The organism is Paraglaciecola algarum (assembly GCF_021532655.1).
GTDB classification, from domain to species: Bacteria; Pseudomonadota; Gammaproteobacteria; order Enterobacterales; family Alteromonadaceae; genus Paraglaciecola; species Paraglaciecola algarum.
Genome location: NZ_JAKGAS010000013.1, coordinates 1 through 16,938 on the forward strand (window position 1 = coordinate 1; position 16,938 = coordinate 16,938).

The 16,938-nt window shown below is 38.4% G+C and carries 16 protein-coding genes; 6 read left to right on the plus strand and 10 right to left on the minus strand.

Annotated features, from left to right (window positions below; genetic code table 11):
* Positions 1-315 precede the first annotated feature (315 nt).
* On the minus strand, positions 316-1,491 hold the full coding sequence (locus L0668_RS17745) for a mandelate racemase/muconate lactonizing enzyme family protein (RefSeq protein ID WP_235314070.1): 1,176 nt from the start codon (positions 1,489-1,491) through the stop codon (positions 316-318).
* Between the two features lie 63 nt (positions 1,492-1,554).
* Positions 1,555-2,322: a class II aldolase/adducin family protein gene (locus tag L0668_RS17750; protein ID WP_235314071.1), complete on the minus strand. Its 768-nt coding sequence runs from the start codon at positions 2,320-2,322 to the stop codon at positions 1,555-1,557.
* 156 nt (positions 2,323-2,478) lie between these two features.
* Here L0668_RS17750 and L0668_RS17755 point away from each other — a divergent pair, with 156 nt between their 5' ends.
* The gene (locus L0668_RS17755; protein ID WP_235314072.1) at positions 2,479-3,570 is read left to right on the plus strand and encodes a Gfo/Idh/MocA family protein; all 1,092 of its coding nucleotides are present in this window, start codon (positions 2,479-2,481) and stop codon (positions 3,568-3,570) included.
* Positions 3,571-3,618: 48 nt separating this feature from the next.
* On the opposite strand, the gene L0668_RS17760 is transcribed toward L0668_RS17755, so the two are convergent.
* The 4 genes from L0668_RS17760 to katG all read right to left on the minus strand — a co-directional run bounded on the left by L0668_RS17760 (position 3,619) and on the right by katG (position 9,430).
* On the minus strand, positions 3,619-4,449 hold the full coding sequence (locus L0668_RS17760) for a phytanoyl-CoA dioxygenase family protein (RefSeq protein WP_235314073.1): 831 nt from the start codon (positions 4,447-4,449) through the stop codon (positions 3,619-3,621).
* A 136-nt stretch (positions 4,450-4,585) separates the two neighbouring features.
* Entirely contained in the window at positions 4,586-6,151 is a 1,566-nt protein-coding gene (ahpF, locus tag L0668_RS17765; protein WP_235314074.1) for an alkyl hydroperoxide reductase subunit F, read from the minus strand.
* A gap of 277 nt (positions 6,152-6,428) precedes the next feature.
* Complete coding sequence (gene ahpC / locus L0668_RS17770; RefSeq protein ID WP_235314075.1) at positions 6,429-6,992, minus strand: alkyl hydroperoxide reductase subunit C; 564 nt, start codon at positions 6,990-6,992, stop codon at positions 6,429-6,431.
* Positions 6,993-7,210: 218 nt separating this feature from the next.
* Complete coding sequence (gene katG / locus L0668_RS17775; protein WP_235314076.1) at positions 7,211-9,430, minus strand: catalase/peroxidase HPI; 2,220 nt, start codon at positions 9,428-9,430, stop codon at positions 7,211-7,213.
* Between the two features lie 276 nt (positions 9,431-9,706).
* Between katG and L0668_RS17780 the strand changes: the two genes are divergently transcribed.
* Both L0668_RS17780 and L0668_RS17785 read left to right on the plus strand, forming a co-directional pair.
* Positions 9,707-10,609 carry a hydrogen peroxide-inducible genes activator gene (locus L0668_RS17780; protein WP_235314152.1) on the plus strand — a complete coding sequence of 301 codons (903 nt, stop codon included), beginning with the start codon at positions 9,707-9,709 and terminating at the stop codon, positions 10,607-10,609.
* Positions 10,610-11,063: 454 nt separating this feature from the next.
* Positions 11,064-11,759 (plus strand): DUF4097 family beta strand repeat-containing protein, encoded by a 696-nt coding sequence (locus L0668_RS17785; RefSeq protein WP_235314077.1) that lies wholly within the window; start codon positions 11,064-11,066, stop codon positions 11,757-11,759.
* 106 nt (positions 11,760-11,865) lie between these two features.
* On the opposite strand, the gene L0668_RS17790 is transcribed toward L0668_RS17785, so the two are convergent.
* Together L0668_RS17790 and L0668_RS17795 are read right to left on the minus strand one after the other, a co-directional pair.
* On the minus strand, positions 11,866-12,966 hold the full coding sequence (locus L0668_RS17790) for an SMP-30/gluconolactonase/LRE family protein (protein WP_235314078.1): 1,101 nt from the start codon (positions 12,964-12,966) through the stop codon (positions 11,866-11,868).
* A gap of 171 nt (positions 12,967-13,137) precedes the next feature.
* A complete protein-coding gene (locus L0668_RS17795) occupies positions 13,138-13,977 on the minus strand; it encodes a flagellar protein MotY (RefSeq protein ID WP_370659913.1) in 840 nt (279 codons plus the stop codon).
* A gap of 209 nt (positions 13,978-14,186) precedes the next feature.
* Between L0668_RS17795 and rnt the strand changes: the two genes are divergently transcribed.
* Entirely contained in the window at positions 14,187-14,816 is a 630-nt protein-coding gene (rnt, locus tag L0668_RS17800) for a ribonuclease T (RefSeq protein WP_235314080.1), read from the plus strand.
* Between the two features lie 115 nt (positions 14,817-14,931).
* On the opposite strand, the gene L0668_RS17805 is transcribed toward rnt, so the two are convergent.
* A complete protein-coding gene (locus L0668_RS17805; protein ID WP_235314081.1) occupies positions 14,932-15,537 on the minus strand; it encodes a peroxiredoxin C in 606 nt (201 codons plus the stop codon).
* Between the two features lie 230 nt (positions 15,538-15,767).
* Between L0668_RS17805 and L0668_RS17810 the strand changes: the two genes are divergently transcribed.
* Complete coding sequence (locus tag L0668_RS17810) at positions 15,768-15,962, plus strand: (2Fe-2S)-binding protein (RefSeq protein ID WP_235314082.1); 195 nt, start codon at positions 15,768-15,770, stop codon at positions 15,960-15,962.
* A 153-nt stretch (positions 15,963-16,115) separates the two neighbouring features.
* Positions 16,116-16,703 (plus strand): DNA endonuclease SmrA, encoded by a 588-nt coding sequence (gene smrA / locus L0668_RS17815; RefSeq protein WP_235314083.1) that lies wholly within the window; start codon positions 16,116-16,118, stop codon positions 16,701-16,703.
* Between the two features lie 13 nt (positions 16,704-16,716).
* Here the strand turns inward: smrA and L0668_RS17820 are convergent, their stop codons facing one another.
* Positions 16,717-16,887 (minus strand): hypothetical protein, encoded by a 171-nt coding sequence (locus L0668_RS17820; RefSeq protein ID WP_235314084.1) that lies wholly within the window; start codon positions 16,885-16,887, stop codon positions 16,717-16,719.
* Positions 16,888-16,938 lie beyond the last annotated feature (51 nt).

The window sequence follows — 16,938 nt, forward strand, 5'->3', positions numbered from 1 at the left end:
TCCGATTCGATGTCAACAAAATATTTTAATTTATTTTAAACTAAACACTTCGCTGCATCCCGCTAAATATAAAGCCTCAAAGGCATTACACTGACAAGAGATATACTACATATTTCTTGTCTCGAAGGTCACCGTTTTGGCTGACTCCCCGAAGCGAGGTGCGCATTATAGAGATAACTTCTCTCACTGCAACCCCTTTTTTAAATTAATTAACTGACTGCTGATTTATTAAACAAAAAGACCCTTTCGGGCCTTTTTTTGAACATTAATTAAACGTTATTGTTATGTCTCTTCTAATTGTCTTTCATAAAAAGACTATTTCACTTCCATATGTGGAGAGCGATAAACAATCTCGTTATTTAATTCAATGCCAATACCCGGCTCTTCTGATACTTCAAAGAAACCATTCACAGGTTGTGGATCTTGAATACACAATTCACGGTTCCACTCTTTAATGGCATAGGTGTGGTGTTCGTGGATCAAAAAATTAGGAATGGCTGTTTCTAAATGTAGGCTTGCTGCAGTTGCTACTGGGCCACCGCACACGTGAGCTTGCACTCGAATATCGTAAACATCAGCATAATCACATACTTTTTTGGTTTCAGTGAAACCACCACATAAACCCACATCTGGTTGCAACACATCTATACTTTGATCTTCGAAGTACGGACGCACATCCCAGCGATGATATAGACGCTCGCCACCTGCAATAGGTACTCGTACATTTTCAGCTACTTTTTTATGTACTGCAGAGTTTAGATAATTAACTGGCTCTTCGTACATCATGCATTCAACTTCTTCGATGACCTCGCCCATTTGAATAGCTGAAGCGGCGCCCATTAATGAATGGGACTCGAAGATAATATCAACATCAGGACCAACAGCGTTTCTAATTGCACGTAGTCGGTCACCAAACAAGCGCATTTGTGGCTTAGTAAACAACTTAGTGCGATCAAAAGATGAGTTACCGTCTTGGTCATAAACAATAGGGTCGACCTTTACTGCATCGTAACCTTCAGCCACTGCTTTTAAAGCGGCTTCTGCGTATTGCTCGGGCCGAGTTAATTTTGTGCACTCTTTATCCCAATCAAACTGCAACTGACTAGCGTAGGTTCTAAGTTTGCCATTAGTTTTACCACCAAGTAATTGATAGACAGGTACACCAAAGGCTTTACCTTTGATGTCCCATAAAGCTGTATCTATCGCGCTCATTGCAGCATACAAGACTGGACCACCACCTAATCCCCAGAAACTTTCACGTAACATACGCGACCATAACAGTTCGGTATTCATGGGATTAAAACCAATTAGCATGGCTTCAGCAATTTCTTTAATCATGTGTGCTGCTGCACTGTGGCCTAAATCATAAGCAAGGCCAGCTTCGCCAACCCCTGTAATACCTTCATCGGTATGTATACGGATAAATACAGGATTCCAAGGTGGACGTTTAGGACAATGTATGTCAAAGATTTCAACACGATTAATTTTCATTTAATTTTCCTGATTAATAATTCTAATAATAAAGGTGAGAATAGATTGGTGTTAATCCACACACTAGTCGCAAAATGTAGGATCAAGTTTGTAAGCTCGTCTTAACATTGAAGGCCATGCTTTTTGGCCTCCTGTTTGACCACTATGTACCACATTTGCTTGGGCATAAATTCCATCAACTATGTGTTGTGGGATCTCAATAATAGGTTGACCGGATTGAAGTAACTCCATTTGAATTTCACATGCGCGTTGTAAATCATAAAAGCGCATAAAAGCATCCCCCACAGTTGGACCAAGCGTCAAACCACCGTGGTTATGCAATAACATATGATTGGTTGTACCCAGATCATTTTGCAAGCGCAGTTTTTCATCTGCATTTACCGCTAACCCTTCGTAACCATGATAACTTAATGACGAAAGTGAAAACATGGCGTATTGACTCCAAGGTTTTAATCCTCCTTCAACAGTTGCCACACTTATGGTTGCCTTAGTATGCAGATGGATCACACAATGAGCGTCATGACGCACTTCATGAATTGCGCTATGGATAGTAAACCCAGCTGGATTGATTTGATAAGGAGACCCATCAAGTACATTGCCCTGTAAATCAACTTTAACTAAGTTAGATGCAGTGACTTCATCAAAGGCCAAACCGAAGGCGTTCACAAGATAGTGGTCGGTATTTGGTACTCGCGCAGACAAATGGGTATAGATCAAATCTCCCCAACCCAATTCAGCTACCAAACGATAACATGCAGCTAAGTCGACCCGAATCTTCCACTCTTCCTGTGGCACTTTGCCTTGTAAACTAAATTTTTCTAATTCAAACACGTATTAAGTCATTCCATAAAAATGCTATGAATACCCCAGATAATACCCTATTTAGTATACCGATATAAAACATAATGCGTTTATGACAAATTGTTATCAGCAGATATTTGGTAGTCTGCTATTACTTACTTTACCAAATTAGCCTAAGAGTCCTCTATGCCAATTATTTCTCGACGAGATTTTATAACCATGACTACTGCTAGCCTGGCAGTATCGGCCTATTCTCCGCTTTCTTTGTCTAGCACAAATCACAAAAATAAACTCGGGGTGGCTTTAGTCGGCCTAGGTTATTACAGTCGAGACCTGCTTGCTCCAGCATTAAACATCACTGAACATTGCGAGTTAAGGGGCATAGTGACTGGTAGCCCAGATAAAATACCTGTTTGGCAAAAGAAATATGGCATTAAAGATAGTAATGTTTATTCCTATGAAACCATGCATGAAATAGCCAATAACCCAGACATAGACATAGTTTACGTGGTGGTGCCTACTGCATTACATCTAAAATATTGCGAAATTGCGGCAAACGCAGGTAAACATGTTTGGTGCGAAAAACCTATGGCGATGACAGTTAAACAATGCCAACAAATCATAGATGTATGTAATAAAAATAAGGTAAATTTATCCGTAGGTTATCGCATGCAACACGAGCCCAATACCCGTGAAATGGCGGCTTATCACAAGTCACTCCCGTATGGAAAAATTAAAAGCTTATCTGCCTTTGCTGGTTATGGTGGAAATGGTGGGCCTGCTGACAATTGGCGTATGCAAAAAGCTATGGGTGGCGGAGCTATGTATGACATGGGCGTATATGCTGTTAACGAAGCACGATTTTTAACAGGGTTAGAGCCAATATCTATCACAGCCAGCCACGAAAAATCACACCCAGATATTTTTAAAGAAGTAGACGAAACCACTTATTTTACCTTAGATTTTGCTAACGGTTTATCAGCTGATTGTGGCACTAGCGTGGTCAAAAGGTTTAACAAAGCTAGAGTTGAATGTAAAACAGGCTGGTATCAACTGTCGCCTATGCAGAGTTACACTGGGGTCACCGGAACCACCAGTGATGGAAAAGTACTTGCTCCCTACTCCGGTATTCAACAAGCATTACAAATGGATAATGATGCATTAGCTATCTTAAATAAAAGCCCTGTTCTGGTGCCTGGCGAAGAAGGGCTCAAAGATATCAATATAGTTAATGCCGCCTTTGAGTCTGCAAAAAATGGAAAAGCAGTGCTTCTCTAATGCCATTGTTTTAATGGCATTATCTTTAATTTTATTTGCATTTATAAATTAAAGAAGGGCAGATGGTGTGGCCTGAAGCCAATTTTCCTTAGCATACTTAGTGTTTGCGCAGGTGATATGTAAGGTAAAAGCATGGCGTGATTTAGTAGAGATATTAGGTGCACTAAAGTGGGGTAATTCTCCATTAAATACCACCAAGGTACCTTTTTTTACCTCTAAAGGTTTTGCACAATCGTCATTTGGCCAGGGCATATCATGTAATTGTTTAAGCTCTGTTTGGTCATCTGAGTAACGCAAAAACTGCTCTTTAAGTGGAATTGGCTCGCCACCCGACTGCACCTGCAAACATCCGTTTTCGATTGTGGCATCTTCTACCGCGAACCAAAACGTAATAACAGAAATAGGATCAGTCAAAAAATAAGTGGCGTCTTGATGCCAACGAATTACGCCACCAATTTTAGGTTGCTTAAAAATATACATAGATTGGTGGATTTGTGGTTTTTGCTGACCTAGTGCTTCAGCAATGGTTTTAATTTTAGCGTTATGACTAAAAGCTTTAAATTCTGGCGATAAGGTATGCAGGGCATGACCAATTTTATTAATACTGAGTGACTTAGCTTGTTTTAACTTGCCGTTATCATCAAATGCATCTTCTTCGAAAAAGCATCTTATTTTATCCCCAGACGACAAAAAATAATCATCACGAGTTTTATTCTGATCTTGGGTTGAAAATACCGAACGAGTAGAGTCAGGATCAAAGTCATCAACAATTTGCATTGCTGACTGTTTTAAAGTATCCATCTGAGAAGGAGTGAAATATTCATCTAATACTAGATAACCATCTTGTTGGTATGCGGTTTTTTGAGAATTGGTTAACATGCAAAAACGCTCATGAACTGATAATAAAAGGTGAAAGCAAGATGTACGATTTGATAACAAAAAACAAGGATAACCGACATTAAAATCCATAAAAACACCTGAAAAAGTTCAGGTGTTTTTATGCTTGACGTAAAAATTAACTTTCTCTAATGATATAATCAAAAGCAGATAACGAAGCTTTTGCGCCTTCACCCATAGCGATTACTATTTGTTTGTATGGCACAGTTGATACATCACCTGCAGCAAAAATACCTGGTGTAGATGTATTGCACTTTTCATCAATAATCACTTCACCGTATTTAGTTCTGTCAACTACACCATCTAAAAATTCACTGTTAGGCACTAAACCAATTTGTACAAAAACACCTGACAAATTTTGCTGGTGAATGTCACCTGTTTCTCTATCTTCGTAGGCTAGGCCCGCTACTTTACCGTCCTTTGCAAGCACTTCTTTGGTAGCAACGTTTTTGATAATAGTAATTTTGTCATGTGCTTCAGCCTTATCTACCAATACCTTATCAGCTTTAAGCTCAGGTAAAAATTCAAACACAGTCACATGATTAACCATACCAGCTAAATCTAGCGCGGCCTCAATACCCGAGTTACCGCCACCTACAACTGCAACATCTTTGCCCTTAAAGAAAGGTCCATCACAATGTGGACAATAAGCCACACCTGAACCTGTATATTCTTTTTCTCCAGGAATGCCTAACTCTCTCCATTTAGCCCCCGTTGCTATGACTACAGTTTTTGACTTTATCACTTCACCACTAGATAAAGTCAAAGTTTTCGGAGCATTTTCGTTAGCAGGATCTCGCTCAATTTTGTCGACTCGAAGGAACTCTTTTATGTTGATCTCATAATCACTCATATGAGCTTGCATATTGCCAGTTAGCTCAGTACCAGTGGTTTTGGCCACTGAGATTAAGTTTTCGATACCCACAGTATCTTTTACTTGGCCGCCTATACGATCTGCGATCATAGTCACGTTTAAGCCTTTACGTGCGGCGTAAATAGCAGCAGCTACTCCAGCTGGGCCTGCTCCTATCACTGTTACATCTTGTAAAGGTAACTGCTCTGAACTTGCAGCATTAACAATATATGGAAAACGTTCAATTAATTTATCCACCAATTGAGCCGTGTCGATTTTACCATTGGCAAATAACTCGCCATTTAAGTAAACACTTGGTACACCTTGAATATTTCTTTCTTCAATTAGTTCTTGGAATAAACCGCCATCAATCATTTCAGAGCTTATTTCACTGTTTAATAATGCAAACTGGTTCAGTGACTGCACAACATCAGGGCAGTTATGACAGCTAAGAGAAATAAACACTTCAAAATGTAGTTTATCTTTTATATTTTTAATCATGCCACTTAAGGTTTTATCAAGCTTAAGCTCAGTTCCCGATGACTGTAAAATCGCTAATATTAGCGAGTTGAACTCATGACCACTGGGAATGCCCGAAAAATGAATGCCATTATTTTTGTCTTCAACTTCTAAATAAAAAGTAATTGGGCTACGCAAATTATCGTCACGCTCTATCAAGTTTAAGTTTTCTGAAACAGAGCACAGCTGAGTTAAGAACTCTTTTAATTCAGCTCGCTTTGCATGTTCACCTGTCTGTAAAACAAGTGATACTTTATTGGACATATTTTGAGTATAAGATTTAAGTGCGTTTAAAATATCGTTGTTTAACATAGTGTTACCCTTATATTTAATTTAATTTGATTGATAAAAGCGTGTTTGCTTTCTATGTGGTTATATTAAGGAACACTCGTTAATTAATAAAATTAATAAAATAAAAGTTTATATTCTAAAATACTGAACTAGTTACTAATTGAGCAAAGTAGAGTTGAGAGTTTTAATAGATACAGGGTTTCTTGTTGAAACATATAAACAAAAAAAGCGAGTTAATAACTTTCATTATTAACTCGCTTTTAATTTAGTTTATTTACTTAAGCTTATTTATCTAAGCTTAGATTTTACCTACTAAGTCTAGGCTTGGTGTTAAAGTAGCTTCACCTTGTTCCCAAGCGGCAGGACATACTTCACCATCATTTTCACGAACATACTGTGCAGCTTTAACGTTGCGCACCATATCTTTTGCACTTCGTCCAATACCACCAGCGTGGATATGAGCCACTTGGATTACACCATCAGGATCTGCTAAGAAAGTACCACGGTGTGCCATGTGATCTTCTTCAATCATCACATCAAATCCACGTGTGATATTACCTGTTTGGTCACCGATCATTGGAAACTTAATTTTTCCAATTGCCTCTGAAGAGTCATGCCAAGCTTTATGTGAAAAGTGTGTATCTGTAGATACTGCGTACACTTCTACACCTAACTGTTGTAGCTCTTCATACTGGTTAGCCATATCTTCTAATTCAGTTGGGCAAACAAAAGTAAAATCAGCTGGGTAGAATAAAAAAATTGACCACTTACCTTTTACAGATTCTGATGTTACTTCAACAAATTCGCCGTTATGGAATGCTTGAGCTGTAAACTCTGGAATGGTTTTGCCTATTTGAGCCATGTCTATTTCCTCGTTAATTAAAAATACAAATTTTGATTAAGTTTCAAAAGCCTATTCGCTTTCGATGTGAGACATATTAGGGCTAATGTTGTGATTGGTAAATTTGATTAAATTGAACTTTATATTCCAAAAAACAGAATTACTTAAGGTGACATACAACTAAAAAAACCTGTCACAATAACTTGTGGCAGGTTTTTATTATGAGTAATTTTAGGCCTTTACTTTAAATCAAAACGATCTAATTGCATCACTTTGACCCAAGCACTAATAAAATCATCAACAAACTTTTTATTAGCGTCGTCTGATGCATAAACCTCAGCAATAGCACGTAATTCAGAGTTAGAGCCAAATATCAGATCAACTGGCGATGCCTGCCACTTTAACTGGCCCGACTCTCTATCATGTCCTTCATATAAACCTTCCATTGATTTTGCTTTAGTCCACACCGTAGACATATCTAATAGGTTTACAAAAAAGTCCTGACTTAACGCACCAGGTTGCTCAGTTAGTATACCCACTGACGAACTATCGTAATTGGCATTTAATACACGCATCCCACCTACTAACACTGTCATTTCTGGCACATTCAAACCTAACAAGTTAGCTTTATCTACTAACATTTCAGCTGGTGACATATAGCTTTCGCCACTGTAATAGTTTCGGAAGCCATCTGCATGAGGTTTTAAATAATTAAAAGACTCTACATCTGTTTGCCCTTGTAAGGCGTCCACTCGGCCAGCCTTAAATGGCACAGACACTTTATGGCCTGCTTTTTTAGCTGCATCTTCAATAGCCACAGCTCCCGCTAATACAATCACATCAGCCAAAGACACATTACGACTAGTTGACTCAGCATTGAATGAGTCTTTAACCGAACGTAACTTTGCTAGTACCTTTTTCAATTCAGTTGGGTTGTTCACGGCCCAGCTTACTTGAGGCTCGAGTTGAATTCGTGCACCATTAGCCCCACCACGCATGTCGGTTACCCTATGACTTGAAGCGGACGCCCAAGCAGTTCTAACCAGCTCATCATTGGATAGACCCAAATTTGATAATTGCTTTTTGAGTTCTGAAATATCTTTGTCAGTGATGATCTTGGATGAAACTTCTGGTAGAGGATCTTGCCATAACAACACTTCTGACGGCACTTCGCTACCCACATACCTTGCACGAGGCCCCATATCTCTGTGAGTTAATTTAAACCAGGCTTTGGCAAACGCTTTATCAAATTCTTCAGGGTTTGCTCTAAAACGATCTACCACTTTGCGAAAACTTGGATCTTCCTTCAATGCGATATCAGTTGTGAACATGATAGGAGCATGACGTTTGTTAGGAATGTGTGCATCGGGTACTAAAAAGGCAGCACTTTCATCATCAGGTATCCACTGTTTAGCTCCGGCTGGGCTTTTGGTTAATACCCAATTAAAATTAATTAGGTTGTCTAAATAATTAGATGACCATTGAGTGGGAGTAACCGTCCATGCACCTTCTAAACCACTGGTTGTTGTGTCAGCACCAACTCCCGAGCCACATTTATTTTTCCAACCAAGTCCTTGCTCTTCAATTGCTGCCGCTGCCGGCTCTGCGCCTACACATTCACTAGGCTTTTTAGCTCCGTGCGCTTTACCTAACGTATGACCCCCTGCAATTAAAGCTACAATTTCTTCATCATTCATCGCCATTCGGCCAAACGACATTCTAATGTCATTAGCAGCAAGTAAAGGATCTGGTTTACCGTGAGGTCCTTCTGGATTGACATAAATCAAGCCCATTTCTACCGCAGCAAGAGGCCCTTTTAACTTACCTTTTTTGTCCCGACGTTTGTCATCAAGCATGGCGGTTTCTGGTCCCCAATAAACTAAGTCCGGCTCCCAATCATCAGTTCTACCACCAGCAAAGCCAAAAGTTTTGAATCCCATAGATTCAAGCGCAACGTTGCCCGATAACACCATTAAATCGGCCCAAGATAGATTACGGCCATACTTTTGTTTCACTGGCCATAATAAACGCCTTGCTTTATCTAAATTTGCGTTGTCTGGCCAGCTATTTAGCGGATCGAAACGTTGCTGTCCCCCCGCAGCCCCACCGCGACCATCATTCACTCGGTACACACCTGCACTGTGCCATGCCATTCTAATCATCAAAGGCCCATAATGCCCCCAGTCAGCAGGCCACCAGGCTTTGGAATCTTTTAGAGTAACTTCAATATCCTGTTTTACTTGGTTCAAATTAAGGCCGGCAAAAGCTTGCGCATAATCAAATTGTTTTCCATAAGGGTTCGACTCTTCTCCATGTTGACGAAGGGGGCTTAAATTTAATTGTTCAGGCCACCAAAACTGATTCGTTTTGGCTTCATTTGCCTGTACTGACGTAGGTATTGTAATAGTACCTAACGCAACTGAAACAGCTACGATTAGTGAGCGTGATTGTTTTAACATTTTATGTTCCTCATTCTTTCGTGCATGAAAATGTGTGCACAAATAAGCTTAGAAGTGAGATATGTTTATTAACAATTAATTAAATTGAAGATAATCTTCTGTTTTACAGAAGTTAGTGATTAATATCCTAAATTGTCTTGTTACTCCTTAATTTATGAGAACTTTAATTGTTTTGAAGGTGTTCTTATAAAATATGCAAAAGGGAATAAAAGTTAGTTAATCCTAAATAAGTTGTTAAGATCAAGATCAGGTTTAATAAAACTACTCGTGAATAATATGGTCTCCCTTAAACAATTGCATTACGCCTTAGCCATTGAAAAAACCTTACATTTCAAAAAGGCCGCAGAAATATGCAATGTTTCCCAGTCAGCATTAAGCACTGCCATTAATGAATTAGAAAAACAACTTGGTTTTGCTATTTTTGAACGTAATAACAAACAAGTCTTGGTAACAGATGAAGGCCGACCAATTCTTGAAAAAGCCAAAAAAGTCAAATTGGAGTATGACGAGTTATTGCAGCTGTCTAGAAGCAATAAACAGCCTTTCTCCAGTCCTATGACAATAGGCATTATCCCGACTATTGGCCCTTACCTATTGCCCAAGGTTTTACCAGAAGTAAGAAAACAATATCCCAACTTCAAATTAAGAATTATTGAAGACCAATCCCATGTATTGGTGGAAAAAGTCAGAATAGGCGAGATAGATACCGCTATTTTAGCCTTACCTTACCCAATAGAAGGGTTAATGAGTTTTGACTTTTGGCAAGAAGACTTTTATTGGGTTTGCCATAAAGATGAATGCCCAACAAGAGTAAAGGAGATTACTAGCGAAGAGCTAGAAATTGATAAATTAATGCTGTTAAAAGATGGCCATTGTTTAAAAGAACATGCTCTAGCCGCCTGTAGCTTGCAAAACAAAAAACAAGATTCAGATTTTGACTCGGCTAGCTTGCATACTCTTATACAAATGGTGGCGGGGAAAATGGGCACTACCCTAGTGCCGCAAATGGCGCTAGATCAGCTCACTCATAATGAATCTGAATTAAGAGCCATACATTTAAACGAACCAGGGCCACATAGAACTATTTCGCTAATCATCAGACCTAACTATGTTCGAACTAATGAATTAACTACTTTAAAAACTATTTTTACTCAACAATTAACGAGCAAATGTAAATAATTAGAATGCTTTAGTTTTATGGAAGCATATTATTAAAACAATCGAATTTTCTAACTTATTGATAAAAGGCATTATAAATATGTCTTAACTAATCAAGGAAATTCCAATGACACAAATAATAAATCAAGTAAAACTAGTGCTTCGCCCAAATACCACTAAAAAAGAAACGCTAAACTGTAATTATCCAAACAATTATTATGGTGATCAATATTGTCAAAAACGATGAATCCCATACTAAACCCTATCACTCAATAAAACCGTCTTTGCTTGACGGTTTTAGTTTTTAACTAAATATTTGTATATTTCACCAACCTTTGTGCTTTTCTTAACGACTAATGATTAACAGTTTTGAATATTTGTAATATTTTCAATTACTTAAACTCTGGCACATTACCTGCCTTAAGTAGAAGGTTATTTACAAACAACACAAATTAATCATAATTAAAGGGAAAACATGAAACATTCACGCTTAACATTAACCGCAATTATTATTGCCACTGCAATTAGTACCTCAGGATGCATTATTCATGTAGGTGCTCACGAAAACGATAACAATCAGCACCGCGCCAATAAACACCAGTCCCACGATACTGTATTTGGTGGTATAGATATTAAAGAACACCAGCATGTGAAAAACTTATCTTCAGTTAATGGTGGCATTGATTTAGCTAACGGTGTGACGGCAAAAAATGTTGAAACGGTAAACGGTGGTATTGATATTGGCCGTAACGTAACTATAAAAAGCGCTTCAACAGTCAATGGTGGAATTGACGCCAAATCAAACCTTAACGTTGAAAAAGACCTGAGCACTGTCAATGGCGGGATACGTTTAAGTGAAAACTCGAGTGTTGGTAAGGATGTATCAACCGTCAACGGAGAAATTACGTTAATTGGCACGACAGTTGGCGCCCAAGTCAAAACCGTAAACGGCGACATTAAAATATTAAATAACTCGGTCGTGGAAGGCGATATTGTGTATGAAAACAACAATAAAGATTCTTGGTGGAAAAACAGCGAAGACTCATTACCCACTTTACGAATAGACAACAGCTCTCAAGTTCTTGGCCGCATTATCCTCGAACGCAGAGTAATATTAGAGGTTGAAGATGACGCATTACTTGAAAAAGTAGAACGTCGATATAGTCAGTAGCCTATGTAACAGCTAAGTCGCATACTCATACACGAGTTAGTTAACCAGTACTTTAACTAACTCATTTATCTTTTCTAAAACACTTCAAAAGTATCCGCAACTTAGCTTAGGTAATATGCGCACCTTGCGTTCCTACATAAACTGAATAAATAGATTGGCTTGCTGTCATAAACAATCGGTTTCTATGCTCCCCTCCAAAACACAAATTAGAACAAATTTCTGGCAGTTTGATTAAACCTATACGATCTCCGTTTGGTGCAAAAATATGCACTCCGTCAAACCCCTCGCCAGCCCAACCAGCACTTGACCAAATATTGCCGTGAATATCTGCACGAATACCGTCGGCTCCACCTTTTTTACCATCAAACTGCATAGTGGCAAAGGTTTTTCCATTTTTTAACCTAGTACCATCTATATCCCACACACGTATTAAACTTGTACTTGCCCCTGAGTCAGATACATACAATTTTTTGTAGTCATGAGAAAAACACAATCCATTTGGTTTGACCAAGTCTTCTGTTAGCTTAGTTACTTTACCGTTCTGCCCGTCTATACGAAATATCGCTTCTTTTTGATAGGGTTGCGATGAACCAGTATTGGCTTTGGTGCCTTCATACCAGCCTAAAGAGCCATAACCAGGATCTGTAAACCAAATACTGCCATCATTAGGATGTACCACCACATCGTTAGGCGCATTGTAAGATTTGTCACCAAAAGAATCAGTTAACACCGTAACACTTCCATCGTGTTCATAACGCACTACTCTTCTTTGCAGATGTTCACAAGCAATTTGTCTACCTTGAAAATCAAAGGTATTGCCATTGCTATTATTTGAAGGTTTACGAAAATTACGCGACACATGATCATCTTCTTCGATGTATCTAAGTTGTTCGTCTGAAGGGATATCGCTCCAAAGCAAATAACGACCTACGGCATTCCAAGCAGGCCCTTCAGCCCAGCGCATGCCAGTGTAGATTCGCTCAATTGCAGCGTTACCCACTTTATAAGTGAATCGTTTATCTAGGGCTACAACATCAGGCTCCGGGTAGCGAATAGGAGCAGCACCAGGTAAATAACGGCTGGCATCTTGTGCATGAGAGCCAAAACTTGCAGATAATAATCCAACTGAGGTGGCGGCAATTTGTTTGACGAATTGTCTTCTAGAAGGATTATTGGTGTTTTGGCTTAACTTAATGTCATTTTTCATCTTGCTTTAGATCACTATAATTAATTTAACCCCACTTTACCTAGGGCAAAAATAATAAGCAAAAGTCGCAAATAAAATAACTAAAAATCACAAGGCAAAAAATAAATTCAAGTAGAATTAAAACAAAACCCAACTTCAACGAAATTAGGCTTATTAGGTCAGAGTGTAAATTTAAGGTTTAGTCATTCTAATAATCACCCTACGGTTTTTACCTCGCGTGGTTTCATTAATATTCGGTGAAATATGGCGTCTTTCACCGTGTCCCGTCACCTCAATCCGATCTGGCGCTACGCCCATCGAACGAAAGAAGTCTTTAATTTCCACAGCTCGCCTAATAGAAACTTGCTTGTTAATTGCTCTACCGCCATAACTATCGGTGTAACCGTCAAGTAGAACAAGCTCCAAATCTGTGTCTTCTTTTAGGTATTCGCCTATCATAGCTAAACGTTTTTGCGAGTACTTAGTCAAAACAGTATTATTAAACTGATAAGTTAAGGTTGTGTAGGCAATATCTTGAAAGCTGTATGGTAGTAGGTTAGCAACACATTCAGCAAATTCGGTGTAAGGCTGAGCAAAGTTACTAGCATTTAGACCAACCGATACTCTGTCGTATTGGTTGTACCAATCTTGATAATATATAGTTGGCCAGAACCCTTTCTCAAGTTCAGACAACATAGTCCATGCTGCTTGTTCGGGTAAATCACCATCATATTGTTTACGAATGGTCATATCAGCAATGGCTCTTTGCACTTGCCCTGGCATCCATTTTGGAGGCACAGAGTACACTGCTGCGACACCATATGATTTAGGCAAACGCAACATGTCTAACTCAAATTCCATATTTAACTGCTTCGAAGCAAAACTGGTAAACATGGCCTCACCATATCCTGGTAAAGCATGACTTAAGGTGCATTGCAGACGATTTTTTTGTTTAAGTTGCCATTCTGAATTTTCAACTTTTGCCACATATTGGCGTAACGCTGCCGAACCACTGATCGTCCAAACACTCATACTAAAACACAGAAAAACTCTGAATAATTTTGTTATCATAAATAAACAGCCCCCGCTTAATATGTGATATCGACAATATTAACTAAACACTTAAGCGTAGAATCATAATTTATTTAAATATTTATTTCTCTAGGATAGTTAAGTTAAGAGGTGGCGTTGATAATAGAACCTTGCGATAATTAGCTTACTAGTTCATTTGTTAGGTTTCCATGACAGATTCATTTAAATTAAAAAATCGTTTTAGAGGGTATTTCCCAGTTGTTGTTGATGTTGAAACCGCAGGGTTCAACGCTAAAACCGATGCCTTATTAGAAATTGCAGCGGTCACCACCAAAATGGATGAAAATGGTTTTATTTATCCAGACAAAACCTTTCATTATCACGTTAATCCTTTTGAAGGAGCCAATCTAGAAAAGGCTGCTTTAGAGTTTAATGGTATAGATCCATACTGTGCTTTACGTGGCGCTTTGGACGAAACTGAAGCGATGAAAGATTTATGTAAAAACATACGTAAAGAACAAAAAGCAGCGGATTGCCAACGCTCAGTAATCGTCGCTCACAATGCTGCTTTCGATCAGGGCTTTGTCAATGCTGCTATCGAACGTAGTCATATAAAACGCAGCCCTTTTCACCCTTTTGTGTCTTTTGATACCACCTCCTTGGCTGGATTAGCCTTAGGTCAAACTGTATTAGTAAAAGCTTGTATGGCTGCTGGCATTGCATTTGATCAAAAGGAAGCCCATTCTGCTCTATACGACACTGAACGCACTGCAGAGCTATTTTGTTACATTGTGAATAAATGGCAAAGTTTAGGCGGGACTATTCCAGAAATCAGTTAATTTCGAACTACAACAACTTTTTATCGCCATAAGACAGACACAAAAAAACCGCAGTCATTTTACAATAACTGCGGTTTTTTATTTAATACCTTTCTAGCTAAAAGAGTACTGATACTTAAAGGTCGTCAGCATTCTCAGCAAGATAACTAGCAACACCAGCTGGGCTTGCATCCATACCTTTTGAACCTTCCTGCCAACCAGCAGGACAAACTTCACCGTGCTCTTCGTGGAAGTTTAATGCATCAACCATACGTAACATTTCATCAATATTACGACCTAAAGGTAAATCGTTCACTACTTGGTGACGAACCACGCCTTCTTTATCAATTAAGAAAGAACCACGGAAAGCAACACCAGCATCTGGATGCTCAACATCATAAGCCTGACAAATGTCATGCTTAACGTCAGCAACAAGAGCATATTTAACTGGGCCAATACCGCCGTCGTTAATTGGAGTATTACGCCATGCGTTGTGGCTGAATTGAGAATCAATAGATACACCAATTACTTCTACGCCACGCTTTTTGAACTCGTCGTAACGTTTGTCAAAAGCGATTAACTCTGAAGGACATACAAATGTAAAATCTAGAGGATAGAAAAACAATACTGCTGCTTTACCCTTGATGGCTTCGCTAAGGGTAAAACTATCTACAATTTCACCGCTTCCAAGTACTGCAGCTGCAGTAAAATCTGGTGCTGGACGACTAACTAAAACACTCATGTATTTCTCCGACTCGTTAAGTTTAAGGTTGACAGAAATTAAAATTAATTCTGCTCTTCAAATAAATTATTAAACATTAGACATATAAGTACAGATAAGCAAAAAACAATGCTTGGAGTACAAATATTCCGAATAAATTTCTTTTGTGCACATAAATGAATCGATCTAACTCTTGATCTTTATGTGAATAACAATTATTCTTATTTACATCAATATTACTAAGGTTATTTATGTACGTTTGTTTGTGTCACGGCATTACAGATAAAATGATTAAACAGGCTGTCCTAGAAGACGGTGTGGGTAATATGCGTGAACTTAAAAATAACTTAGGTGTAGGCTCTAAGTGTGGGACCTGTGTTCAACTAGCGCAAAGTATCATAGACACCACAATTTACGATGAGTCTTTATTTAAAGAAGTCTGTTAATTATCCAAATTTATTATTAGAAGCCAGTTTTTGTAACTGGCTTTTTTATATAACCAAAAAACAATTCCTAATATACCTTTTAAAAAACAGTTCCCATTGAAATCTGAATAATATACCCATAGAGTAAAAGCATAAATTAATTCAGGAGTTAACATGGGACATAGTAACCACAAAGACGATTTTGATGAGTTCCTGAATGAATTTAAAGATGTCATTCCCCTCAAGAACACACAAGTAGTGCAAACCACAACAAATAAAAACGCTTTGGCTAAACAGCTAAAAAGACAAGCTATTGAACTTGAACAGCAACAAACTAATAATTATTTAACCACTGGCGACGTCAAACCTATTGACCCCTACGACTACCTGAGTTTTAAACAAAATGGCATACAAGATGGTGTGTTCAAAAACCTAAGGTTGGGTAAATATAAAATTGATACTGTGTTAAACCTACAACAACTTAAATTCGAACAAGCAAGAACTACAGTGTTTAATCAAGTTCAACAAGCTCACGCCAAAGGTAGAAGAACTCTATTAATTAAGCATGGTCTTGGTTTACACAGTAAACCTTTTCCAGCCATGTTAAAAAGTTACTTGAATCAATGGTTAATACAAATGCCGGAAATCATCGCTTTTCATACCGCCCAAATTAAACACGGCGGCAACTTAGCTGTGTACGCTCTATTGAAGAAAAACCAAGAGCAAAAACTTCATAATCGAGAAACCTACGGCCAAAAGTAAAGTTTAAGGATGATTAATTTGGATTAGAAGATTGAGATGTGCTTGTTTGTGCAGATGATGATTGAACAGAAGACTGAGGATAATCTGAAGAAGTCGCAGAAGCACTCATAATAGCGGCAACAATTAGTACAATGACAGTGACTAATACACCCGCTAAACCAAAACCTTTATTCGAACGATTCATGTGCGTCTCTTATTATTTTGTTGTATTACTTTTTAATTTAATAAACGTCCT